Source organism: Nocardia aurantiaca (genome assembly GCF_009708175.1).
Taxonomy (GTDB): Bacteria; Actinomycetota; Actinomycetes; order Mycobacteriales; family Mycobacteriaceae; genus Nocardia; species Nocardia aurantiaca.
The window spans coordinates 1-23,467 of record NZ_WMBB01000026.1 but is presented as its reverse complement, the minus strand read 5'-3'; the positions used below and the strand labels follow the sequence as shown (position 1 = coordinate 23,467).

Annotated in this window: 18 protein-coding genes; 8 read left to right on the top strand and 10 right to left on the bottom strand. The window is 65.4% G+C overall.

Going from position 1 to position 23,467, the window contains the following annotated elements; genetic code table 11:
* Both GLP40_RS32680 and GLP40_RS32675 read right to left on the bottom strand, forming a co-directional pair.
* A partial coding sequence (locus tag GLP40_RS32680; RefSeq protein WP_407671742.1) for a hypothetical protein occupies positions 1-193 on the bottom strand: 193 nt, incomplete at its 3' end.
* Positions 194-198: 5 nt separating this feature from the next.
* Positions 199-813 carry a hypothetical protein gene (locus GLP40_RS32675; RefSeq protein WP_154791889.1) on the bottom strand — a complete coding sequence of 205 codons (615 nt, stop codon included), beginning with the start codon at positions 811-813 and terminating at the stop codon, positions 199-201.
* A gap of 620 nt (positions 814-1,433) precedes the next feature.
* Here GLP40_RS32675 and GLP40_RS32670 point away from each other — a divergent pair.
* On the top strand, positions 1,434-3,272 hold the full coding sequence (locus tag GLP40_RS32670) for an AMP-dependent synthetase/ligase (protein WP_154791888.1): 1,839 nt from the start codon (positions 1,434-1,436) through the stop codon (positions 3,270-3,272).
* Between the two features lie 616 nt (positions 3,273-3,888).
* Here the strand turns inward: GLP40_RS32670 and GLP40_RS32665 are convergent.
* Positions 3,889-4,812, bottom strand: coding sequence for a LysR family transcriptional regulator (locus GLP40_RS32665; protein WP_154791887.1), 924 nt, complete (start codon positions 4,810-4,812; stop codon positions 3,889-3,891).
* Between the two features lie 293 nt (positions 4,813-5,105).
* Here GLP40_RS32665 and GLP40_RS32660 point away from each other — a divergent pair, with 293 nt between their 5' ends.
* Entirely contained in the window at positions 5,106-6,080 is a 975-nt protein-coding gene (locus tag GLP40_RS32660) for a YeiH family protein (protein ID WP_230330164.1), read from the top strand.
* Between the two features lie 210 nt (positions 6,081-6,290).
* On the opposite strand, the gene GLP40_RS32655 is transcribed toward GLP40_RS32660, so the two are convergent.
* From GLP40_RS32655 to GLP40_RS32640, 4 genes are all read right to left on the bottom strand, one after another.
* On the bottom strand, positions 6,291-6,443 hold the full coding sequence (locus GLP40_RS32655; protein ID WP_154791886.1) for a hypothetical protein: 153 nt from the start codon (positions 6,441-6,443) through the stop codon (positions 6,291-6,293).
* Between the two features lie 20 nt (positions 6,444-6,463).
* Positions 6,464-7,873 (bottom strand): amidase, encoded by a 1,410-nt coding sequence (locus GLP40_RS32650; RefSeq protein ID WP_154791885.1) that lies wholly within the window; start codon positions 7,871-7,873, stop codon positions 6,464-6,466.
* A gap of 8 nt (positions 7,874-7,881) precedes the next feature.
* Entirely contained in the window at positions 7,882-8,727 is an 846-nt protein-coding gene (locus tag GLP40_RS32645; protein ID WP_154791884.1) for a GntR family transcriptional regulator, read from the bottom strand.
* A gap of 352 nt (positions 8,728-9,079) precedes the next feature.
* Complete coding sequence (locus GLP40_RS32640; RefSeq protein WP_196054880.1) at positions 9,080-10,198, bottom strand: helix-turn-helix transcriptional regulator; 1,119 nt, start codon at positions 10,196-10,198, stop codon at positions 9,080-9,082.
* Between the two features lie 87 nt (positions 10,199-10,285).
* On the opposite strand from GLP40_RS32640, the gene GLP40_RS32635 reads away from it, so the two are divergent.
* Positions 10,286-10,726, top strand: coding sequence for an ester cyclase (locus GLP40_RS32635; protein ID WP_154791882.1), 441 nt, complete (start codon positions 10,286-10,288; stop codon positions 10,724-10,726).
* Positions 10,727-10,753: 27 nt separating this feature from the next.
* On the opposite strand, the gene GLP40_RS32630 is transcribed toward GLP40_RS32635, so the two are convergent.
* Positions 10,754-10,999 (bottom strand): hypothetical protein, encoded by a 246-nt coding sequence (locus GLP40_RS32630; protein WP_154791881.1) that lies wholly within the window; start codon positions 10,997-10,999, stop codon positions 10,754-10,756.
* A 604-nt stretch (positions 11,000-11,603) separates the two neighbouring features.
* On the opposite strand from GLP40_RS32630, the gene GLP40_RS32625 reads away from it, so the two are divergent.
* Complete coding sequence (locus GLP40_RS32625; protein ID WP_154791880.1) at positions 11,604-12,275, top strand: cyclase family protein; 672 nt, start codon at positions 11,604-11,606, stop codon at positions 12,273-12,275.
* Between the two features lie 1,623 nt (positions 12,276-13,898).
* Here GLP40_RS32625 and GLP40_RS32620 read toward each other — a convergent pair.
* Both GLP40_RS32620 and GLP40_RS32615 read right to left on the bottom strand, forming a co-directional pair.
* On the bottom strand, positions 13,899-14,609 hold the full coding sequence (locus tag GLP40_RS32620) for a hypothetical protein (RefSeq protein ID WP_154791879.1): 711 nt from the start codon (positions 14,607-14,609) through the stop codon (positions 13,899-13,901).
* Positions 14,610-14,785: 176 nt separating this feature from the next.
* Entirely contained in the window at positions 14,786-15,748 is a 963-nt protein-coding gene (locus GLP40_RS32615; protein WP_154791878.1) for a hypothetical protein, read from the bottom strand.
* Positions 15,749-16,125: 377 nt separating this feature from the next.
* Here GLP40_RS32615 and GLP40_RS32610 point away from each other — a divergent pair, with 377 nt between their 5' ends.
* The 4 genes from GLP40_RS32610 (at position 16,126) to GLP40_RS32595 (ending at position 23,018) form a co-directional block, all read left to right on the top strand.
* A complete protein-coding gene (locus tag GLP40_RS32610) occupies positions 16,126-16,557 on the top strand; it encodes a hypothetical protein (protein ID WP_154791877.1) in 432 nt (143 codons plus the stop codon).
* 748 nt (positions 16,558-17,305) lie between these two features.
* Entirely contained in the window at positions 17,306-17,857 is a 552-nt protein-coding gene (locus tag GLP40_RS32605; protein ID WP_154791876.1) for a hypothetical protein, read from the top strand.
* Positions 17,858-18,332: 475 nt separating this feature from the next.
* Entirely contained in the window at positions 18,333-18,968 is a 636-nt protein-coding gene (locus GLP40_RS32600; protein ID WP_154791875.1) for a hypothetical protein, read from the top strand.
* A gap of 297 nt (positions 18,969-19,265) precedes the next feature.
* Positions 19,266-23,018, top strand: a complete 3,753-nt coding sequence (locus GLP40_RS32595; protein ID WP_154791874.1) for a hypothetical protein — start codon at positions 19,266-19,268, stop codon at positions 23,016-23,018.
* Positions 23,019-23,467 lie beyond the last annotated feature (449 nt).

Sequence of the window (23,467 nt, the reverse complement as noted above, 5' to 3'; positions counted from 1 at the left end):
CTACCGCACGTTCGGCCATCGTCCCGGCGAGATTCTGCACCGATTGCTGCAGCACACCCGTCGGGGCAGATGCTGTGACGGTCTTCCCCGCAGTCGCCCCCGCACGGCTCGCGGTATCAGCGACGCGGCCGATGGAATTGGCGGCGATCTTGCCGACTCCGTCGGTGGTCTTGTCGCGCAACGTCTTCGACATCGATCTCACCTCCTCGTGCGGCGCACGGGCGCTTCGTCGGCATCGGCGCGACTGCGGCGTCGTGTGGCCGAGACAGGCTGGCGATCCGCAGATCCGGACCTGCTGACCGAGGTCCGTGAGCCGGTTTTCCTCGCGTGGGTGGTTCTCGGGCTGCTTGATCGCGCCCGTGGGGTGGGCCGCTCCCGATCCGCTGCGTCGTCTTCGTTGCTGTGTGTTCCGGCGGTGTCGTCTTCGTCTCCGAGATCCTCGTCCTCCCCGGCGTATCGGCGGGTTTGGTCCTCGTCCGGACCCGTTTCGCGCGATCGGTCGCGGTCCTCCACGACCAGCGTCGAGCCCTGCTGCAGCAGCTCGTTGAACGCGTCGATGCGGTTGCTCGCGGCGGTCACCGCGGCCGACCGGACCGCACCCAGCAACTCGCCGCGGACGGTGTCGGTGAGCTGCGTCAGCTCCGGTGATGATTTGACCAATGAAGTCCCGCGCTTCAACAGCTCGGCGGGCATTCCCGTAGACCGACTCGACATCGCCGCACCTGCCAGCGACAACGCGAAACGCATCTTGCGCGTGCGGCCCAGTAAGTAGCCGACGCCCACCCCTATCGCAATTCTTGTGCCACCTTTCATGGCTTACTCCTTGCTTGCTCGACTACCGCTGCACCGATACGGCTCCGGGTCGGTCGCTCGAGCGATGACACCCCGATGAGTGGGGTGGGACATATTGCACATGGACTTATTTCAGCGTTTGCGGAGCTACCGCCCTTGTGGGCCGGCATCCGGATGGCTCCGTCCGAGTCACCGATCGGCACGGTGATCAGAATTGGGCGCGACGGATGTCCGTGCCGTCCGGCCAACGTCGCGTTGACCGGACGGTCGGCGTGCTGCATGCCATTTGTCACGACAACCTCCTCGCCGCTCCGGCTCGAGTGGGACACTCGGCCACACTGGGCGCATACCCACTCGATTTCGACCGACACGCGTACTCTGACGTCAGAGGCGGCCACCGCCAGCGGGCCGAACCAGCCTGGTCCGCCAAACCCACTGAGGCACAAGAGAAACGCACACCCACATCGATAACGCCATTCGACGAAAAAAAGGCCGCAGATCGGAAGAAAAAGCCGACGGGGAAGGCAACGCCGGCTCTCCGCATGCGGAACTGTTGCGGGAATCATGCCTGTCTCTCCCCGTACACGCCTTTTCTCGTCAGAGCGGCTCATCAATCGGCGGGTAGTCCGTAGAATGGAGCAATGACGTTCCTCCAGCAAGCCGAGGAACTTCCCGATCTCAGCAAGATCGAGCACCGGGCGTCATCGGTTGCCCAGATGCTGGTCGACCGCATCGCCGCGACTCCAGACGCGGAGGCGTTCCGATTCCCTGACGGCGAGCGCTGGACCCGCGTGTCCTGGAAGCAGTTCGGTGACCGCGTCGACATACTCGCCGCCGGGCTGATCGCACTGGGCATCCAGGCCGAAGATCGGGTCGCGCTTGTCTCGTCCACACGCTACGAATGGGTGCTCGCCGACTTCGCCGTGATGTGCGCCGGCGCGGCCACCACCACCGTGTACCCCACCACCAATGCTCCCGGAGTCGCGTTCATCATCGCCAATTCGGGCAGCCGTCTCGTGGTTGCCGAGGATCAGGCACAGGTCGACAAGCTGATCGAGCATCGCGCCGAGTTGCCCGACGTGCAAAAGGTGGTGATCTTCGACGGCGAGGGCGACGGAGACTGGGTGATCACTCTCGACGACCTCGAACAGCGTGGACGCGCACTGCTCGCCGAATCCCCCGACGCGGTCGCCGACCGCGTCCGCGGCATCCGACCCGAGCATCTGGGCAGCATCATGTACACCTCGGGGACCACCGGCACCCCGAAGGGTGTTCGACTGCCGCATTCGGCATGGACCTATAGCGCGGCAGCAATCGACGCCCTGCACGTTCTCAGCCCCGACGACCTGAACTTTCTGTGGCTGCCGCTATCCCACACGTTCGGCAAGGTGATGTTGGCGCTGTCACCCCTGGTCGGCTTCCCCACGGCGATCGACGGCCGGGTTGACAAAATCGTGGACAACCTCACGACGCTGCACCCCACCATCGTGGCGGGCGCCCCGCGCATCTTCGAAAAGGCGCATGCCCGCATCGAGGGCATCATGGCCGAAGAAGGGGGGATCAAGAAGAAGCTTTTCGACTGGGCGGTCGGGGTCGGCCTGAAGGTCTCGCGCGCCAGGCAGGCCGGTAAGGATCCGTCGTTGCTGGTTTCCTTGCAGCACAAAGTCGCCGACAGGCTGGTGCTTTCCAAAGTCCGTGAACGCTTCGGTGGCCGGCTGCGATACTTCGTTTCGGCAGCTGCCCCCTTGGACCGCGATGTCGCGCAGTGGTTCGACGCGGTCGGCATCATCGTGCTCGAAGGCTATGGCCTGACCGAGACCGCCGCCGCCTCGTTCATCAACCGCCCGGAGGCATATCGATTCGGGACCGTGGGCAAACCGTTCCCCGGCACCGAGGTCGAGATCGCCGAGGACGGCGAGATCCTGCTCAGAAGTCCCGGTATGATGAGCGGCTATCACGACCGACCCGAGGCCACCGCCGAGGCCTTGGACGCCGACGGCTGGTTCCACACCGGCGACATCGGCGAGATCGACGCAGACGGATTCCTGCACATCACCGACCGCAAGAAGGACTTGTTCAAGACCTCGCAGGGCAAGTACGTCGCACCCTCCGCGATCGCCGCCACGTTCAAGGGAATGTGTCCGTACGCAGCGGAATTCATCGTCTATGGAGAGAAACGACCCTATTGCGTCGCATTGGTCGGCCTCGACGGCCAGAGCATCACCGAATGGGCCGGCAAGCACGGTCTGGCGGGTAAACCGTTCTCCGAAATCGCGCGGGACGAGAAGACCCACGACGTGATCGAGGCCTACGTCGCCGACCTGAACGACCAACTCGATCGCTGGGAACAAATCAAGAATTTCCACATCATCGACCACGAATTATCCGTCGAGGCCGGTGATCTCACCCCGAGTATGAAACTGCGCCGCAAAATAGTCATCGAGAAACTCGGCGACAGCATCGAGGCCCTCTATCGCTGAAGTCGATCGATGACTTCGCTCCTCATCTGCGGTCGCGGCGTGACACCATGGTCCTTGTCCTGCTCTGCGGTCGTCGCAGATCATCGACGAATGGACCGCGGTTCCACGAACATCCATCGGTCGACTGCGCGGGGTCGCGCCCCTCACCATCTGCCTGGTGCTTCCGTATGTGCTGCGGCCTGTCCACCGGCGAGTGCGTGCATTGGCGAAAAGCCTTGCCATCGAGCTCGATTGGCTGGCATGCCGCTAGCTCGTGGGTGGCCGACCCGGGCGCGGGATGGGGTTGCGCGTCGATCCCGTGGTGCCAGTGGTCGAAACCGAGGACAGTCACTCACAGGTCAGGTTCCGAGCGCCGCACCGTATTCGGCGGTCTATCAGCGATGCCTCACGCAGTCGGTCCGTGCCCGCACACCTGATATGGAGGTCGGTCTGCCAACTGGCAGGCGGGAGCGGGCCTCGAACGTGCGGGTTCGAGGGCCGCTCCCGCGTTCGGTCGACGTGAGTGTTCACCATCCGAGCGAACGGTTCATCGAACTGCGGCGGCCGCTGGTGCCGCGCTGTCGGTTGTGTCCGACTACCGGCGCGCAACCGCGACGTATCCGTGCGCTCGCGCCCGTCAAACCCGGCCCTGCGACACGGACGCGCGCCGAGCGTGCACGATCTCGGCGACCAATTCGCCTGCTGGGCCGGCTAATTTGCGCGGCGGACGCCAGACCGCGCGCAGCGTGCGATCCAGCTCGAGGCCATCGACGGGGATAGCGCGCAGGTCGCCGCGGGCCAGTTGGTCCTCGACGGCGAGGGTGCTGACGACGGCGGGGCCGACGCCGCCCAAGACGCTGGTGCGGATGGCCGCGGCGCTGCCGAGTTCGAGCAGAGGTTCGGCGCGAGGGTATTCGGCGAGAGCGATGTCGAGGGTGCTGCGGGTCCCGGAGCCGGGCTCGCGGGTCACCAGCGGGGTGGCGGCCAGTTCGGCGACGGTGAGCGGACGGCGGCGACGCGCCCACGGATGCGCCGGATTCACCACCGCGACCAGGCGGTCAGCCGCGACGGTGACGCTGTGCAGCCGGTCCGGGACCGCGGGGCTCTCGACGAAGCCGAGGTCGCATTCGCCCGCCGCCAATCGGTCGAACACCTGACGCGAATTGTGCACCTGCAGATGGACTTTCACGTCGGGATGATGACGCCGGAATTCGCCGAGCCAGCTCGGCAGCAGGCACTCGGCCACCGTCATGCTCGCGGCGATGGTGAGTTCGGCCTCCTGATCGGTGCGCAACGCGGCCGCCGCATCGAGCAGCCGATCCACGTCCGACAGCACTTCGCGCGCCCAGTGCACCACCACCGTCCCCGCGGCGGTCAGCGTCGACCCGCGCGGGCTGCGCTCGATCAACGCCAACCCCAGCTTCCGCTCCCACTCCCGGACCGCCCGGCTGACATTCGGCTGCGCCATCCCTACCGCGCGCGCCGCCGCTCCGAGACTGCCGTGATCGTCGATCGCGACCAGCGCCTCGAGAAATCCCAGGTCCGGTCTGTGGATAGCCATAGCGGAATCATATAGGGCAACCCAAACTCATATCAGCGCGATATGTGCTGATGCCGTATTTGCGGGTACTGCTCCCGAGCACGCCCCGTCAGCCTGAGACCATGACGATGCGCCTCGATCCGACACCAGACCCACGACACGGACAGTTCCGCGGACCCGCCGGCACACGCGATACGAACGATCCGGCGCCAGCGGACGTCACAGGCAGCGCAAACGCACCCCGAGTGCAATCCCCGGCCGCGGTAGCAGCGTCTGCCGCCAAGCCATCACCGCGTTCGAGATCGCTGAGCGAGTTGGCCGAGTGCTGGCCAGGGCTGGCGCTGACGGCCGTGGTCGTTGCATTCGTGCTACTGATCTGTCGGTGGCTGCCGACGGTGAGCCCGCTACTGATCGCGATCGTGATCGGCGCGGTGATGGCCAATGTCGTCACGCTACCGCCGCGGTTGAAGCCGGGACTGCAGTTCTCGTCCAAGCGCCTGCTGCGGGTGGGCGTGGCGCTGCTCGGTATGCAGCTGACCTTCAGCGACATCCTCGGGCTCGGGCCCGCGGCGATCACGGTGGTCGTCATGATTGTCGCCCTCGGTATCGGCGGCACCATGCTGATGGGCCGGATGCTGGGATTGAGCTGGACCCAGCGACTGCTGATCGCCTGCGGATTCTCCATCTGCGGCGCCGCGGCGGCGGCCGCCGTCGACGGGGTGGTCGATGCCGAAGACGAAGAACTGGTGACCGCGATCGCGCTGGTCGTGGTCTTCGGCACCATCCTGATCGGCGTGATCCCGCTGTTGTCGCACGTGATGGGGCTGAGCGACGAGACCGCCGGCATGTGGGCGGGTGGTGCGGTGCACGAGGTCGCACAGGTCGTGGCGACCGGTGGAGCACTGGGCGGGGCCGCGCTCACGGTGGCGGTGATCGTGAAGCTGGCCCGCGTGGTGCTACTGGCCCCGGTGCTGGCGGTGCTGGGCTGGCGGGCGCGTCGGCGCGACCGCGATCGGGCCAGCGCCCGAACCGTTCCGCTGGTCCCGCTGTTCGTCGTCGCCTTCCTGCTCTGCGCCGCGGTCCGCACCACCGGCATCCTCCCGGCCGGCGTGCTGGGTCCGATCAAACTGGCACAGACCGCCCTACTCACCGCTGCCATGTTCGCCCTCGGCACCGGCGTCCACATCGCCGCCCTGCGCCGGGTCGGCCCGCGGCCGCTGGTCCTCGCTACCCTGTCCACGGTATGGGTCTCCAGCATCGCTCTGGTCGGAGCCGTCCTCACGCAGTGACCCATTGCCGACGGGGGAGAGGTGCCGGGCGGCGGCGGTGCGCACGCCACGCCGACGCCGACCTGGCCGACACCGCCGAGGCTGCCGACCGGATCGTCCGCGACGCGCTCGGTGAAGGCGGCGACACTCGATGCCTCCGCGGATTCTGAGCGCCGGCTCTGACGGGGACCATTGGCCCGAACCCGTCCCGCTCCGCCCAGGTCCGATCTGTCAACGAAGGCTGTCGAAACCCCCCGCGGGGTCGAGGTATTGGGCGTCGACTACCCGGTGCAGCGATTCGGCCATCGCGTGCAGGGCCAAGCCGAGGTTTTCGATCGCGGTGTTCTCGGCGGGGTCGCTGGACCAGGTTGTCGGCTCGAACATCGTCGTCTCCGAATCGTGTGTCACCGGACGGTGGGGATGGCCAGATGATGGGTTGTGCGGCGCTGGTAAGCGTCGCCGGCGCGCAGCACGGTCGCCTCGTCGAAGTGCTTGCCGCTGATCGACATCGACAGCGGCGCGCCGTCCGCCGACAGCCCGATCGGAAGGGCGAGGGTGGGGTTGCCCAGCGGGTTCCAGTACGGGGTGTGCAGGGAGGCCAGCACATTCAGCGGCTGCAATTGATCGATCGCGTCGAGTCGCGGTGCGCCGAGGTGCCCGGTCGGAGTGACGACGAGATCGACGTCACTGAGCAACTCGGCCATCCGCGCCGCGGCGATCCGCCGGACGCGTTGTGCCTGTACATAATCCGAGGCGGAGACGGACGACCCGGATGCCAGGATGATCCGGGTGGCGCGGCCATAGTCGTCCCAGCGGCTGCGCAGCGCCGAACGGTGGTAGGCATGGGCCTCGGCCAGCATGACGACGACATCGATGGCCACCACCTCGGGGTACATCGGCACCGAGACGGGGACGATGCGGGCCCCGGCCGCGGCGAGGACATCGACGGCCTCGGTGAACCGCTCGGGCTGGGCCGGGTCGATGCCCGCGTTGGCGTAGGGGTCGAGGTTGTCGACTCCGATGGTGAGGCCCTCGAGATCACCGGTGAGCGCGCCCGAGTAGTCGTCGACCGGCGCCGTCGCGCTGTAGGAATCGGCGGGGTCGTGCCCGGCGATGATCGACAACAACAACGCGCAGTCGGCCGCGCTGCGGGCCATCGGTCCCGCATGGTCGAGGGTGTAGCCCAGCGGCACCACACCGGACTTGGGCACACGGCCGAAAGTGGGTTTGAGCCCGGTGGTTCCGTTGAACGCGGAGGGGATTCGGATGCTGCCGGCGGTGTCGGTCCCGATCGCCGCCAAGAACATGCCGGTCGCGAGGCCACTGGCGGATCCGGAACTCGACCCGCCCGCCCAGCGATCGGTGTCCCAGGCGTTGCGCGGGATCGGGAAGGGCTTGTCCGGATCCGGCACGCCGATGGCGAATTCCATGGTCGTGGTCTTGCCGGTGATGATCGCACCGGCACACTCGAGCCGTTTCACCACCGCGGCATCGCCGGCCGACGCACCCCAGGCCGGATCCAGCACCAGGCTCTGCGCCGTGGTCGGTCCATGACCGCTGGCGAGAATATCCTTGATACCCAACGGGATTCCGTCCAGCGGCGCCAGCGGCTGTCCGGCCGCGATCTTGGCATCGACACGGGCGGCCCGGGCGCGGGCGATATCGTCGAATCGGGCCAAGTACACACCCACGCGGTCGTCGAGGGCGTCGGCGGCGGCCAGACATCGTTCGAGGAGTTCACTCGCGGTGATCTCGCCACGGCGCAGTGCTGCCGCGGCGTCGGTGACGGTGGTGATCGGGGTGGTCGTTGTCATGTGTGTCCTCATCGGCGGGGTCGCGGGGTCAGGGATCGGGTCAGATCGATGCGGGGTATGTCACCGAACTTCATGACGACGTCACCGCGAACAGCGCCGAGCGCATAGTCGACCGCCTGACCGTCGGGATTGCGAATCGTCTGTTCCCACAGCAGGATCGGCTCACCCCGCGCAATGTGCAGCAGGGTGGCGGTGCAATCGTCGGCGGCGGCGGCCTGCACGGACAGATCGAAGCCCGCGACAGCGACGTCACTGGAATGCAGCAGGGAGTAGAAGTCGGTCCGAAATCGCTGCTGGTCGACTCTCGACGCCTCGGGGGAACGGAGGTAGTTGGTGAAGACTGCCATCGGCCGGTCGTCGACGAGCAGCACATAGTCGATGCACAGGCAGTCGTCGTCGACGGCGACGGCATCGAGCTGAGCGGCTACCGCGCTCGGCGCGGGCATCCAGCTCCAGCGCAGTAGCCGCGGCGTGATGTGGCCGCCCGCCAGATACGTCTCGAACAGGTTGCCTTGTGGCGGTAGGACACCCGGCACCACGTACTCCTCGCGGACCGTCATGGTGCCGACTCCCCGTCGTCGTTCGACGAGTCCATCGCGGCGCAGCAGGTCGAGCGCTTCGCGCACCGCCTCCCGCGACGCCTGATGCTGCGCCATGAGCTCGGACTCGGCCGGGAGCCGGCCATCGACGAAAGCACCCCGGCGAATCTCGGCACGCAACAGGTCGCGCACCCGCCGTGCCGCCATGTGGGCGGACCCCGGCGAGAATTGGTCGACCCGACGGTGGAGCGCCGGACGGCCGGATCGGTCGCCGACGTTCACACCCGGAGCCCGGTGCTGTCGATGATCGTGCATGACGCCAGGTTGCGTGCTCGCGCCGTTACGCGGCGGAGTATTGGGTTAACGCTGAGTTACGCCGGAATCGGTGGCGCGCATCGAACCGGCTACCTGCGAGAACGTCCTTTCGGCAACGATGTTTCGCGGCCTATCGACCGACCGTGATGGTTGCGTCACGAGATGTCGATCCGCTGCGCGGTCAGCAAGCTCGACAGCAAGCACAACGGCCGTGCGAAACGCGCCACATAGGGCTCCGCACAAGCGAGGGCCGATGCCTTTGCTCGACATCGGGTATCGCCTCCATGATCCGGTGACCGGACACCGCTGAGCGCCGCTGCCGCGCACGCGTCCCGGTGCCGCCGCGTGTCGACTACTGGGCCGCCAGATACCAGCCGTACGGGCTGGGCAGTGCGCCGGTTCGCGTCGTGGGCGCATAGTGCCTGCCGTACAGCTCGGCGACCAGGTCACGGCGGCTGGTGACATCGACTTTGGCGAGGATCGACTTGAGATGATCCTGCACCGTGTACGCCGTGATGTGTAGCCGGGCGGCGATGTCGGCGGTGGACAGTCCGTGCAGGATCAGCTCGGTGATCTCACGCTCTCTCGGGGTCAAGCCGTAGGCGCGCACCATCACATCGGCCAGGTGCGCTTGGCGGGCGGACTCGACGACGATCGCGACACGTTCGGCATCGGCGTCGAGCGACGAGCCGTGCAGCAGCAGCCAACCGCCGTCGCGACAGGGCAACCGTGCCTGTGCCGGCAGGTCCGCGGCACCCGCCGCTGCCGCCCGTGCCGCTGCCGCGACCGAGCGCACCGCACTCGGGACCGTACCCGGATCGGCGATGCGGGACAGCCATCGCCGCGCCTGCGCGGTGGTCTCGACGATCCGGCCCCCCGCGTCGGCGAGCAGGACACCGGGCGCGTCCTGCGGCGCCGGCACGGCCGGTGGCACCGTGGTCGCGTCGCGGAGCATGCACCGGCGCAGGCCGTCGGCGATGAGGGGGGAGACCGCCGTGACCAGCTCCACGTCGGCGGCCGTGAACGGTGCTCCGCCACGCCGATATGCCACCAGCGTGCCCCAGCAGTCGTCGCGGTCGCGGAACACCGCCCGCAATTCGTCGGTGATCCCCAGCGGCTGCAGCAGTTCCCGCCACCGCAGCGAGGATTCCGGTGCGCCACCGGTCGTCTCGTGCAGCCCGGCCGCGGGTGTCTTCGCTCGGGCCAGCTCGCGGAACTGGTTGTGATCGTCGGTACGGAACTCGAGGTCGAACAGGCGTTGTTCGCGCTCGTGATCCTCCGGCAAGCCGATCAGTACGCAGCTGGTGAACAGCAGAGTCGCCGGGTCGGTGGTCGACCATGCGGCCGCGTCCCATCCCACCGCGCCTGCCAGTACCCGGTCTACTTCGGTCCGGAAGGCGCGCAGATCCGCCGTGCCGTGCGAACTCCGCAGCACAGCGCGCCGGATGCGTTCGACAGGTCCCTCGGTCATGACACGAGCGTAAGCCGACGGCCCGGCGGGACAGATCCCAGCTTTCTGGGATGGGCGGTCGCGCGCCGCGTTCCTAGCGTCGTAGCCATGATCGAGACAACGAACATCACCACCACTACCGAACGCAACATCAACACCATGCGACGCATCTATCAGGAGGCTTTCGACCAGGGGCGCCTGGAGGTCTTGGACGAGGCGTTCGCGCCGGAGGTGATCAACCACACCGCGCCGCCCGCGCATCAGATCGGGATCGATCCGATCCGTGGACTGATCACCATGTTGCGCTCCGCATTTCCCGACGCCCGGACCGAGATCGAGGACCTGGTCGCGGCCGACGACGTCGTGGTGATGCGCAACTGGTACGCCGGTACCCATTTGGGCCCCTTCATGGGGCACGAGCCGTCCGGGCGAGAGTTCAGGTTCCGGCAGATCCATTGGATGCGCTTCGACGCCGAGGGCAAGGTCGTCGAGCACTGGGGTGTGCGCGACGACATCGCCCACTTGCAGCAACTCGGCATCATCGGCTGACCCGGGCCCGCCTGGAAGCTGTCGCGGTTACTCGCGCACGCCGCGGCCGATCCGGCAGCGGCCGGCCATCTCGCGGCACACAGGGCAAAGGCAACGCCGATCCCACCGATCTTGTGCGACGGTGATCGCGCCGAGACCGATGCCGTCAATCGGGTCGATCGTGAGGGCCACGGCGAGTTCGGCGGCGGCCGGGGTCGGGACTGCGGTCCACGCGCCACCCAGGGTGTGGACGCGGGTGAAGGTCAGCTCGTCCAGGGTGGGGGAGCCAGGCATGACAGGTCATTTCGGCGGGGGAGGCACTTTCGACGGGAGGCAGGGCCGGCCGAGGATGTCCCGGCCGGGCGCAGGGGGCCGCTGCATTTGACCGACCAGCTCATGCCTGCCTACGGCCTGCTGCCCCCGCGGGCGTAGGCGGGCGAGCCTGGTCACATCCGTCGGCGGGCTGTCGAGCTGGTGGGCGCGACTGGGTGATTCCCAGGGAAGATCGGCTGGACGGGTCATGCCGCGAAGTCCGGCGGTCCAGGCGGTCGTGGACGCATACCGGGCGAATCCCACACTCTCTTAGGTTCGTCCACCCCCGGCACCCGCGGGGCGGGTGTCGGGGTCCGGAGGTGAGACCCGCTACGCACCCGCAAGCGCCCGAGGCCGTGGCTGCGGGCCCCTGCAACTCATGACGTTCTGTTCGATGAGTCTCTCATCGGAAGCCGGTGTCGAGATCGGCCGACGGCGGGCGTATCGGATGTCGGTCATCGGCGTTGCGGTGAATGTCGTTGCGGTGCTAGCAGTTTCGGGTCGACTCGCCAGGGTCCGCTGAGCTGTCAGACCCGCCCGGAGGACTGTGCGGGGCAGCCGTGGGATCGGAGGTACGGTTGCTGGCATGAGCAAGACAACCGTGGAGTTGTCCCATCCGATCTCGGACGGCATGCTCACCTACCCGGGATTGTCGGGACCTCGAGTCACCACAGAAATTTCGCGTCAGCATTCGCCACTGATCGGTATGGCCTGTGACATCGCGCGCGTGGATATGGTCGGCAAGACCGGGACCTATATCGATGCGCCCTTTCACTTCCATGTCGATGGCGCCGATATCGCCGAATTGCCGCTGGAGCGGCTGTTCAATGTGCCGATCGTGATGATCCGCGCGGCGGGCATTGGCGCGATCGGACCGGACGTACTCGGTGACCCAGCACGGCTGTGGGGCAAGGCGGTGCTCGTGCACACCGGATGGTCGGCTCGGTGGGGGTCGCCGGAGTACCAAGGCCCCGGATATCCATTCCTGATCGGTGAGGTTGCGGATGCGCTGGTCGCCGCGAATGTGGCGGTGGTTGGAATCGACTCGCTCGACATCGACGATATGTCCCTGCCTACGCGTCCCTGTCACCACGCACTGCTCGGGGCGGGAATCCCGATCATCGAGCAGATGACGAACCTGGACGTGGTCCCCGACATAGGCGCCCGGCTGGTCGCACTGCCGGCGCCGGTGCGCGGGATGGGCTCGTTTCCGTTGCGCGCCGTTGCCTGGTCCGATCACGGCGACGCTGGTCACTGATCGAGGGCAAGGGCCGCGCGAACGCAGCATGTTTTGGTCGATCGCCTTGACATAATTGCTTCTTACCGTCGAAAAACTGTTGCAACACAATACAGTCCAGGGGAGAGGCGCCCCGAACCGTCCAAACGAACCCGAGAGGGCGAATCCCAACCGCATGCCATCCGGACAAACCTGAGAGCGCCGAGCCCAGGGCACCGACCAGACCGGCCGAACCAACCACGCAACCGTCCGGCAACGGGGCAGAATCCAGGCGCACCCGAGAGTGCCGAAGTCCCGCAACCCAAGGAAGCGATGGACACCCGCGCCACGGGCCGCACAATCCAGGAAAACCCGGATGCTCCGGCGCCAGCCGTCAAACGGCGAATCCGGGCACATCAGACATAAACGTCACAGTGACGCAATTGAACCATGAATGACTATGCGGAGATATGAATCAAACGCGGCCCGCCGCCCAGGTCCTTCTGTGAATTGCCGCGCATCGCCGAAGCACTCTCAGGCCCCGCGGATTGCTCTCACCTTTTCCTGGACGAACAGACACGTGTAGTACAGCACTTTTCAAGATCAACACCCTTGCTGTAACTACGCCGATAATCGACATTATGTCAAGTAGAGGTGTCCACTGCAGCCGACACGGCTCCCCTGCGTCCCTGCTGGCGCGTAGTGTCCGTTCGCGTTGTAGGTGGCCATTTTCGCACTGAACGTGACCAATTCCGGAATTCAGCGGGCTGTCGCAGTCAAGTTGGCCATGGAGCTCCTCTGCGAGATCGGCCGTCGACCTGCGCTTTTGGGAGTATCCGTGGTTTTCGGGTAGTTCGAGGCGCGTCGAGTCTGGAATGACGGCCATGTGTCGCAAGGAAGTTGGCAACAGCCCGGTTTCTGCTACCAGTGTCGCAGTGTAGCTGGCAGTGAATCCGGATTCGGCTCCTGTTGCCGTTCTTCCGTTTCACGCGATGAGGCGACGTCGACCTGCGCGCTTGCGTTCTGCCAGTAGCCCGCGTCGTCCGTCGCAGGTCGTGGCTGTCACGCTGAAGTTGGCCACGTCTCCGGCCGCGCTCCCTGTTGTCGCGTATTTCTTGGCAATGAATCCGGAATCGGCGTTGTGTCGCATTGATGTTGGCCGCCAGTACGGTTTCGGGGAGTTTTCGCGGCGTACGTGCCCGTGGACCGTTGACTGGGCGGGCCCCACGCGGACCACTGCCCTGCCTTTGCCTTGTCATCCACCTAGCCGCGGGTAGCGTGCGCCGCCCTCCGCGGCGAGGCCGCTGTGGCTCGATGGAGCTTGTGGCTGGAAGTCGGGTTGGTCGAGGTATGAGCCCGTGTTGCTCGTTTTGGTGGTCTTCTCCCCCGTCACGCGCTCGCCGCGTGGTTACCTGCCCAGCATCGCAGCGCAGCAGCCGATCTGCTGACCACAGGCAGGCGCATCGCTCAGGAATGGGTCGGCACACGACACCTCGCCAACACCCAAGCCTGGCACGACGATCTGCGATAGCAACCCGACCGGCCTCGCCCCACGCCGGGCGTCGTGGTCGTTGCCGGGATGCGGCAGCCCTATTCTCGATTCGGGCGCGGTCGCCGCAGTGGCCCCTCGGGAAAGCGTTGCGCCGCATCCGGCGCCGGAGCGGCTCAGCTGACCCGGTCCATGGCTTCTTCGATCCACCCGGTGATCCGGTGAGGTAACCGCCACCACGGATTGACGTACCAACGGTCGATTTTCGCCTGCAGTGCCTCGATTTCGGTTGCGGTGATCGCGTCCGGGTCGCGGTTCACCGAAGCGAGGCACGCGGTCACCCAGGTGTGCATCCTCAAGGTCGAGGGAGTGCGCGACAGAAACGGCCACGCGTTGGCAGAAGGCAATACCGGCAGATCATCACGGTCTCCCAGCCGCTCGTAGAAGATACGCCGACCGACAAAACGCCGGTTCGCGTGCAATGCAGGCAGCATCATCACCAGCGCCAGACACGGGCTCATCAAAGCGACCGCGGCCGTGAACCAGTTCCGTTCGTCGAACAACACCACACCGTATCCGAGGAGCAAGCAGCAGAATCCGTTCAGCATCGACGTCACCGCTACCCGCACCTCGGCATCGTCGGGCATGACGGCGTGGCGGGCCGCCAGCGCACGCTTTGCCCGCGCCAAATCCTGGACGAGCGCCGACGGACAATGCGGATCAAGCAGTTTCACATCGGCATCGAGCGCTTCGATCCGCGCCCGCAAACGCCGTGCGTGCCGCGACCCGAGCGCACGACTCTCGTTGTGATGCTTGCGAACTGCGACGTAGGCCCCAACGACCGCCGCAGCGGCGGTACCAACAGAGGTCAAGGCGAGCAGGTTCATCGTTCCCCCGGATTGTGTTTCAACTCAGCAGCGCCGCAAGCCAGTTGCGCTGACCAGTCGGTCACCCACGCAGGCTCGGACATCCGCGCAGCAGGGGTTCGCCGACCCGCGGCCGCCGCCCTCGGCGGTACCGCACGTACGCTGACCCCGCAGGCGGGCGTAACCCACGTTCGAAGTCAGATCGAGTGACCGTCCGGGAGTGTCACACTCGGGTGTGGCTCCATGAACGCGTTCGGCATGTATCGGTCGATCATCGCCTCGAACTGTCCGTCAGCGTCGAACGGCCAGCGGCAGTAGCGGCACACGACCTTCATGGTGATGTAGACCGTCATCACGGTCAGGGTGACGAGCCGATCGAGTTCGCTCGGCTGCACGACAAGCCGAGTGCTCAGACCTTTCCCGTCCTGGAAGTACTCCCGACGCTGCCTGAAGGTGTACAGCGTCGGGTGAGCATGGTTCGACAACATCGTGTAGATCGACTTGAGGCGCGACGGGTCGGTGCCGATCGCGCCCAGTTGGTGCATGGTCTCGAAGTACCAGGTGGCCGAGCCTGCCAGAGACAGCGGCGCAATACCGTTGACACGTTTGTGGTCGAGGTCTGAACGTTTGGTGTCAGGGAACACCGCCCGAATCTCGTCGCGCAACTGCTGATTGGCGTTCCGGAATGTCATCGCTGCTTCGGAGCCAGCGCCGTGAACGGCTCGCGTGACGTTACCTTCCTGCTCGGCGCTGATGAGGTTCTCGATGTAGGCGCGCGCGAGCCGGTTCCGTTCAGTCGCGGGAGGGAACGGGTCGCCGATCACCCACGCGGCGCGCGCACATGCTTCCAAGACTGACCGTGCCAAAGGCCAAGGAGCCGCGAGGGCCTCATGTGCTTCCAGTGTCGCGGCCATGCCACCTGCATGCCAGGTGGCAAGCTCAAGATATGTTCCGACGACCTCGAGCACAGTCCGAGGATCGCGGAGGCCCTCCGTCTTCTCGAAGACCGCGATGTCCCTTGCTGCCGCTGAGCCCTGATGCGGCTCCCACCGCTCGGCGGCGCTGAGACGCATTGTCGCTTCACGGCATTCACGCAGCAGGGCGGCCAGCTCGGGCATCCGCTCCTGCATGTCGGGTGAGGCATTCATTCCCCGGGTCATGCCGCGATGCTATGGGTGAGGCGCGAAGTGGCTCAACTCCATTTCCGACAGTGAATCGGCGCGCCGCGGAACCAGAAGCGACAGGCCACCGTCTAACCAGCATGAACTGGGAACGCCGACAGGAGCTCCGCGAGATGGGCTACGACCCCGACGATCTGAGCGTCCAGCTGGACCTTGCCTGGATCCGGTACCTGATGACCTGATGTGGCAGCAGGTTCGAGACGGCGCCGATCCGCGGATGCTGCCCCGTCTCCGCTAGCCCAGCCACCGTCTACGCCAACACGCCGACATCGCGTGCCATTTGCTGGCACTCAAGCTCTCACCGAGTAGCAGCGCGATGTGGCCGGCCGATTGGATCCGGGTGAAACCACAACGCCATGCGGTTCATCGGATGGGGGAAGACCATGAACCAAGCAACCACGACCGCGGGTATCGCCACCCTGGCGCTGCTTCTCGGAAGTCAGATCGCAAGTGCCTTCCCGACCGGGAGCGGCGCCGACCCAGCGCCTGCGCAGAATACAGTTGCGATCGGTGACTACTGCTCCTCCACCTACGCTCCCGAGCAGACGGTCGCGCAGACCGCGGACGGTCAGACGGTGTATTGCGTGCAGGTGAAGCGCACCGACGCGCACGTGTGGTGGCCGGTCGACGAGAAGCTGCCCGTCGACCCGCACTTCGCGGTGATGCCCGGCGATGACTGCCTTGGTGAAGGCGAGCAGTGGATCGACCAGCAGGGCAGACCGATCCACTGCAACAAGACCCAGAATGGACGTCTCGCAGGCAATCTCGTGTGGCAGCTGCGGCACTGATCTTGATACCTGCCGCGGTCAACCAACCTGATGCGATCAGCGCGGTCGATTACCCCCGAACGAGCCCCGAACCGACGCACGCGGTCCGGGGCTCGATTGGTTATCGCCTCACATCAGGATCGCCAAGTAGTCGGCAAGCCTCTAGAACGTATTTATCGGCCTCGGCGCGATGCACCTGATGAGCCTCCACAGCTGCTGTCGGCGGCACCGCTCGATCCTTGGTCAGTTGAGCCTTCTCCCACGCCTTCCGGGCAAAGGCGCGCAACTCCATCTCACGTTGCAGCCAGGGCACACATCGGCGGCGGCGTGGTTGAACTCAATCGGCAGTAAGGACTTCACCCGGGCGTGGAGCCGGATCAGTGTGGCTGAGAGATGAACAGCCAGCCCCCTCCGTGGTAGAACCCGATGGGGGAAATGGTGTGCTCGTCGTACATGTTGCCGTCGAACGTCACATGATCGAATGTCGTGGACGCCGTTCGCAATCTTGCGTCCTGTGGATGGATCGTCTGCTCGAGGCCCGCGCAGCTCACCTGCGCCACGCCGTCGAACCGAACAGCACCGATCAGAAAGGAAACGCCCCCGAAACCTTCAGTCAGGCGCCCAAATCCGCCGTGGCATCAACGACGGCCGCAAGGCCGACACCCTCACCCGCGAAGGTGCTGCTGCCTGGGGCTCTCCCGGCGACCACGCCATCACTGCAACCCTCGTCTCGGGGCCAGCGTCGAGTCCGGCGGGGGACAATCGAACCATGAATCTTGCGGGCCAGAGCGGCAGCCGTCGTGGTCTGAGCCTCGAAGCGGTCCACTGGCACCTCACACGCGAGGACACGCAACGCGCTGCGGTGTCGACACGTGCCGGCGCCGTACTGAGCGCGAACGCGCTGGTCGTCGCTGGCACGGCGCTCGCCTTCTCGTTGAAAGGCACGAGGCCGCTGAGTCTTTGGGTATTCGGGCCAGCGTTCTGCGCGCTCGTGCTGGTCGGCGGGTCCGTCGTCTGCGCGACGCAGGCCCTGGTGATGCTGCGCAGTTCCGAACGGCGCTTCAGTCAACCGCGAACCGCCGCCTCGACCCTCTACAGCCTGTCGCGCATCAGCCGAGAGTGGCCGACGTTCGACGAGTTCCGGGCCGCAGTGGTCGACCAATCGATCGAGCAGCAGCTCCGCGGAGCCTTGGACGAGCTCTGGCGCCACTCCCATCTGCACCATTTCCGCTACCGGAAACTGCGACAGGGCACCTGGCTGCTGCTGTTAGCCATCGGCATGCTCCTGATCACGGTCGTTTCCGCGGCGCTGTCGTACTGACAGGTGGCCGTTCGAGTCGAGTGGGCCGACGAAACGGCCACGGTGACCGATGTGCCGGGACGGATGCCGCCCAAGCGTCGATCTCGCGCATGTCAGTCGCGCCTACGAGGAAACGAACAAGCCTCGCACACAAAGAGACCACCCCAGCTGCCCGCTGTGCACGGTGGGCAGCCAGAGCGAAGCAATCGACTCAGCCAGAACATATCGGAATCGTCGGGATCTCGGCGCGAGAGCGTCAGATGAAATCCCTTAGGAAGAAGCGACGTCCGGTGATTGACTTGGGTACGTGGGAGAACCGCAGGATCTACCCGATGAGCTGATCGCTACCATGTGGGACAAGGTCGGTCCCGATATCGAACGCGCCCTCGATCGTGTCCGTTCGATTCGCGCGTATCGGAACGCCCCAGGATCCGTACTCGCAGGCGACGACGCGGTATTCAGCCCTTCCCCCTGCTCGGTTCGCGCAGCAGTCGTCTTGAGTCTGAGCTCGGGCATGGACCACCTGCATGCCCTGAAGTCACACGTACTCGACGGACCCATGCTTCACATCTCGGCGCCGTTCAGCCTCGCCCGCGGCGCCCTGGAAAACCTGTCCATCGCGTACTGGATCCTGCATCCCACCGAACGAGCCGACCGAGTCCAGCACGCGTTGCGCTGGTGGGCACAGAACTACCGGGATGCCGCGCGGGCACTGGGGCCGATCGGAGCGATCGACCTCGGTGCGAATGAGTCGACGCTGCTCAAGCTCGAGGACGTGGCACGACGGACCCCGGGTATCGCCGCCGACCCGATCCGCAACGGCCACCGCAGCAGCGAGCCGGTCAAGTACACCGACCGGCACACGATCGACACCTGGCAGATTCTGTACGCATGGCAACTGTGCTCGGGGTTCGCGCACGGTCGAGGCTGGGCGGTCCACGGAATCTCCCGCGCCGAGACCATCCGCGTCCCCGACCACGACGACGAAATCGTCCAGTTGTCGCCCAACGACACAGCCATCCTCTGGGTGACGCTCACATCGCTAAGTCTGGCCTCGGAGACTTTCCGGATTCTCGACCAGAAGTCCGGCTCGCCAGAAACATCCCAGCACGGCATTTCCGACGCTCGCTGAACACGAACAACAGCCAGTCGGTGTCTGACCCGGCGACGTCTCGGTGGACAGGGGTCGGCAAAGCGGTTGCGGTACTGCGAATTCGGTGGAGCCTCGACTTGGCTTCGATTAGAAAGGGCGCTACCAGCGGAGGACTGATTTGCTCGGATCCCCTGGGGTTCGACGGGAACGGTTTGTTCGGTGGGACATCCTTCGGCGGGAAATCGCAGTTATCTCATAGTTGTCGCCACTGTCGGAGTGTGAACATCGCGGCAGCACGTCGATGGAGACACGGATGACGCGCGTAATCTCGGCACCATGTCACCGTGGCCGCCCATCACCCTCGACGACCTCAGGCAGGCTGCCGATGCTACCGGTTTCGACACGATGTTGCCGATTCTGGTGCGGCGTCTGATCAGAGAGACCGCTGGCGGCTTTGGCACCGTCAACATGCCCGGCGAGTCGGGAACGGCTGCTGGGGGTTTCGACGGTGTCGTCACTGCCGGCGCGGGATCGGAGTTCGTCCCGGCTGGAACCTCGGTGTGGGAGCTGTCGGTCGAGAGGAACGTCGGATCGAAAGCCGACAGCGACTACGCAAAGAGGTCGACTGGCCCCAATGGTGAGGACCCCCAGGACATCACATACGTTCAGGTGATTCTGCGCTCCTGGGTGAAGGCCGGCCGGTGGGCGCAGGACCGGACCGAGGAGGGTCGGTGGAAGAAGGTCGAGGCGTACAACCTCGACCGGATCCGCGAATGGCTGGAGTCGGCACCCGCGACGGCGGCCTGGTTCGCCGAAGTCCGGGAGAAGGCACTGCCCGGGGTTCAGCTGCTCGACCAATGGTGGGACGAGTCCTGGTTGGCGTCGACGTTGTTTCCGCTGACACAGGAGTGGGTCCTTGCAGGTCGCGAGGACATCGGTCCCAAGATCGTGAGCCTGCTCGACGGCGGGGGCGGACTGATCACCCTGGGCGGCGGATTACCCGCGGCGGAGTATCACGCGGTCATCGCAGCCTCGCTGCAGTCTGAGTCTGGGGCTGTCTCCCAGCTGGCGGCACGCACCCTGCTGGTAGACGACACCAGTAGCCTGGTGCGGCTGCGCGCGAGGCCCGAGCCACTGGTGTTGGTGGTGCGAGACTTATCGTTGTTGCGCGACTCTGTTGTTCGCCGACCGCATGTCGTTGTCTCCGGAGACCCCCTGAGCCGGGATCCCGATGTTGTCGTGCCTCGGGTTGACGGTGAGGCGATCGCGCAGTTGCTGACCTTGCGTGGAACGCCTTTCAACCAGGCGCGGGAGTCCGGTGCTCTTGCCCGGCGCAGTTTCCTGGGGTTCGTGCGCGGCCTCGCGAAACAGCCCAGCCTGTTCACACCGGAGTGGGCGATACAGGCAACCATGCTGGTCCGCCGGCTCCTGCTGGTCGGCAGTTGGTCCGGAGCTAATTCCGAGGATCAACGTGCCGTTGCCGCATGTGTCGGTCGCCCCTATGAGGAGGTCACCGAGCAGGTACGTTTGCTGCCCGCGGTCCGGGGCGATGCCTTCATGGAGTGTGCGAACGAGCATTGGCATCTGACGTTTCCCGAGGAAGGCTGGAGCCTGCTGGCGAGTCAGCTGCTCCGCGAGGATATGGATGCCTGGCGCAAGGTATTCGATCATGTCACCACTGCCGACCGGTTACCGCAGCGAACCGCGGGACTCCAGGGCAGGATTTCCAGTCAGCTCTGGGAGGGCTTGACCACCACGGCTGCCCGGCTCGGAGCGCAGGGAGCCGTAATCCGGTTCGCCGGCGGTAGAACGGCGCAGACCGAGGCTCGCATGGCGGTGGCCGCGTTGTTCGCCCGGGCGAACGCTGACCTGACCTACAGGATGTGGGAAGCTATCGCCGACGGACTCCTGCTTCTCGCCGAAGCCGCCCCGGACGAGTTCCTCGACGCCCTCCGGGAGGGAATTACCGGCGCGGATCCACTGCACACGAGCATGTTTCACCCTGCGGGTTCCACCGCGATTCCGCCGATCTTCTCCACAGTCTGCGACGACGTGCTCGCCGCTCTCGGGATGCTCACATGGCTGCCCGACTACTTCGATGAGGCCGTAGCCGTTCTGGCCGGGCTGGCTGCACTGGATCCAGCCACACCGCAGCAAGGTCGGCCATACAAGCGCCTGCAGCAGGTCTTCTCCGTCATCTATCCGCGAACCGGGGTGTCGGAAGAGCAACGCAACCGAGTGCTCGATCGACTGCTCAGAACCCAGCCAGATATTGCCAGACCGTTGCTAATCAGTCTTGTGTCGAGTCATCGCGAATTCGTCGCCGAGATCCGCAACCCGCAATTCCGCGAACACGTCGCCGCGGAATCGGTCACCCCCACTGTGGTGACCACACGGCGCCAAGCGATCACGGATCTGCTGCTGGCCGACCTGGATGACGTGCCGGAGCGCTATCTGGCGATCGCTTCGGTGTTGGACGACTTCCCGGCAGCGCGGTGGACGGACGTTCTCGATCGGTTGATCGCGGCGGGTGGGTGTATCGAGGACGATGGTGTTCGAGCCCAGATCAGCGACACCGCAAGATCTCTGGCCGCACGCCATCGCCAATACTCCGCAGCCCTGTGGGCGCGCACGGACACACAGATCGCGCGACTGGAGGCTCTGGCCGAGGCGCTCGCGCCCAAGGACCCGGCCATGCTGGTCGCCTGGTTGTTCGCCCAGTTTCACCTGGAGCTCGGTAATCCCGCCCACCTGGAGAATTACTCTGCGCATGAGGCCGACCTCATCCAGCGTCGTGCGGAGGCGGTGAACCGGCTCCATCAGGACGATTCCCTGGCCTTGGTCGAGCGTCTCGTGGATCTCGTCCGCCTGCCCTATCTGGTCGGGGAAGCTCTGGCTGTTGATATGAGCAACCTCGATGATTCAATCCGGGCGTGGCTGAGCCATTCACCGGCTCGGCGACAAGGGGCACTCGGATACATTCAGCAGCGAATCAGCCAGCGCGGACCAGCGTATGCCGACGAGATGATCCAGCAGTTGGAGTCGCCCGACGAACAAGCGGCCGTGCTGTTGTTGCTCCCGACAGCGGACGCTTGGCCGCGACTCACCGCCCTTCCCGGGGAAACCGGCACCCACTACTGGCGTGCCTTCAGGATCGAGGGTCACGGCCCTGGTTTCCCGGGGGTCGCCGAAGCCGTCACCCAGCTTGCTGGTGTTCGCCGGTACGCGGTGGCTCTGGAACTCGTTGCGCTGTACAGCCATTCCGTCGATTCCGTCGAAATCGCCCTAGCCGCGGCCGACGCTTTAACCGAACTCGTGCGAAATCCACCGACGGACCTGGAACCCGCACGCCTCGGGTCCTATGACCTCCAACAGGTGCTGAAAGTGCTCAACCGTCATATCGACGCGCTCGGACGGACCCGGGTAGCCGAGTTGGAGTGGCTGGTGATGCCCGCGTTGGGATTCGAGGCCGACTCGACCGCGCTGCACACGGCACTGAGCGAGGATCCCGCATTCTTTGCCGAGATCGTCAGCTACGTCAACCCCGGTGGCGACGAACCGGCCGACACGGATTCGGAGCTCACAGAACAGCAGCGACAAGCCGCGCTGAGCGCATACGAGCTGCTGGACACATGGACACAATGCCCGGGCCTCACCCCTGACGCCGCGATAGACCAGGACCGGTTACGTGCATGGATCGCCGAGGCTCGCACCAGGGCCGCAGCGACCGGACACCGCCGTTCTGGCGATCATGCCATCGGGAAGATACTGGCCCGCTCCCCCGAGGGCCGCGACGGCCAATTCCCGCAGAATCCGATCCCGGACCTCTTGGAGGAACTCGGCAGCGAAGACATCGATCGCGGCTTTGGCAATGCCGTCCACAACAAACATTCGGCCAGCGTGCGTCGCCTCACCGAGGGCGGCCGCCCCGAAGAACAACTGGCGACTCACTATCGCTCTCTCGCAGACTCCCTCGTTGGCTGGCCGAGAATCAGACGAATCCTCCGCAGGATAGCCGACTCACTCGACGCGGAAGCCAGGCGCCGCGACGATGAAGCGGAACGTTGGCGCCAAGGGCTGATGTCGTGAATCTTGGAGTCCGTTACGGGCCGTGAATCGATCCGGGAATGCGGTCACATCGGGTGGGCCGACAACATGGAAACAGCTCAGCCCGACAATGTTGCCGTCTCCGCTCGCCGTATCCTTCACAAGAGCACCGAGCGTTCCGAACCCGATCGAGTGCTTTTCAATGCGGATACCACCGCGAAGATCGGGATACCGTGCGGTGTCAGGTGTGAACGAAATCGGCTCGTACGTGCGTTCGATGATGCATGTCGGTATATCCCCAATTTGCTAAGGCAGCCCGTCGGGTACCAAGCCGGCATCATCGACCAGGATCCGAACCACAAGCTGAGGTGCTGGAAGTTCTTCGGACAGCGACCCAAAGTAGAATTTGGGTAACTGAACGGAGTGGTTTGTGGCACAGAGGAAGTCGCGTCAGTTCAGCCCGGAGTTCCGGGAGACGGCGGCACGCGAGG

Coding starts and splice junctions, on each gene's coding strand:
- GLP40_RS32595 (WP_154791874.1), top strand. CDS start 19,266: ATGTCACCGTGGCCGCCCATCACCCTCGACGACCTCAGGCAGGCTGCC.
- GLP40_RS32630 (WP_154791881.1), bottom strand. CDS start 10,999: ATGCCTGGCTCCCCCACCCTGGACGAGCTGACCTTCACCCGCGTCCAC.
- GLP40_RS32605 (WP_154791876.1), top strand. CDS start 17,306: ATGAATCTTGCGGGCCAGAGCGGCAGCCGTCGTGGTCTGAGCCTCGAA.
- GLP40_RS32650 (WP_154791885.1), bottom strand. CDS start 7,873: ATGACAACGACCACCCCGATCACCACCGTCACCGACGCCGCGGCAGCA.
- GLP40_RS32640 (WP_196054880.1), bottom strand. CDS start 10,198: ATGACCGAGGGACCTGTCGAACGCATCCGGCGCGCTGTGCTGCGGAGT.
- GLP40_RS32615 (WP_154791878.1), bottom strand. CDS start 15,748: ATGACCCGGGGAATGAATGCCTCACCCGACATGCAGGAGCGGATGCCC.
- GLP40_RS32645 (WP_154791884.1), bottom strand. CDS start 8,727: ATGCACGATCATCGACAGCACCGGGCTCCGGGTGTGAACGTCGGCGAC.
- GLP40_RS32655 (WP_154791886.1), bottom strand. CDS start 6,443: ATGTTCGAGCCGACAACCTGGTCCAGCGACCCCGCCGAGAACACCGCG.
- GLP40_RS32665 (WP_154791887.1), bottom strand. CDS start 4,812: ATGGCTATCCACAGACCGGACCTGGGATTTCTCGAGGCGCTGGTCGCG.
- GLP40_RS32610 (WP_154791877.1), top strand. CDS start 16,126: ATGCGGTTCATCGGATGGGGGAAGACCATGAACCAAGCAACCACGACC.
- GLP40_RS32620 (WP_154791879.1), bottom strand. CDS start 14,609: ATGAACCTGCTCGCCTTGACCTCTGTTGGTACCGCCGCTGCGGCGGTC.
- GLP40_RS32635 (WP_154791882.1), top strand. CDS start 10,286: ATGATCGAGACAACGAACATCACCACCACTACCGAACGCAACATCAAC.
- GLP40_RS32670 (WP_154791888.1), top strand. CDS start 1,434: ATGACGTTCCTCCAGCAAGCCGAGGAACTTCCCGATCTCAGCAAGATC.
- GLP40_RS32625 (WP_154791880.1), top strand. CDS start 11,604: ATGAGCAAGACAACCGTGGAGTTGTCCCATCCGATCTCGGACGGCATG.
- GLP40_RS32675 (WP_154791889.1), bottom strand. CDS start 813: ATGAAAGGTGGCACAAGAATTGCGATAGGGGTGGGCGTCGGCTACTTA.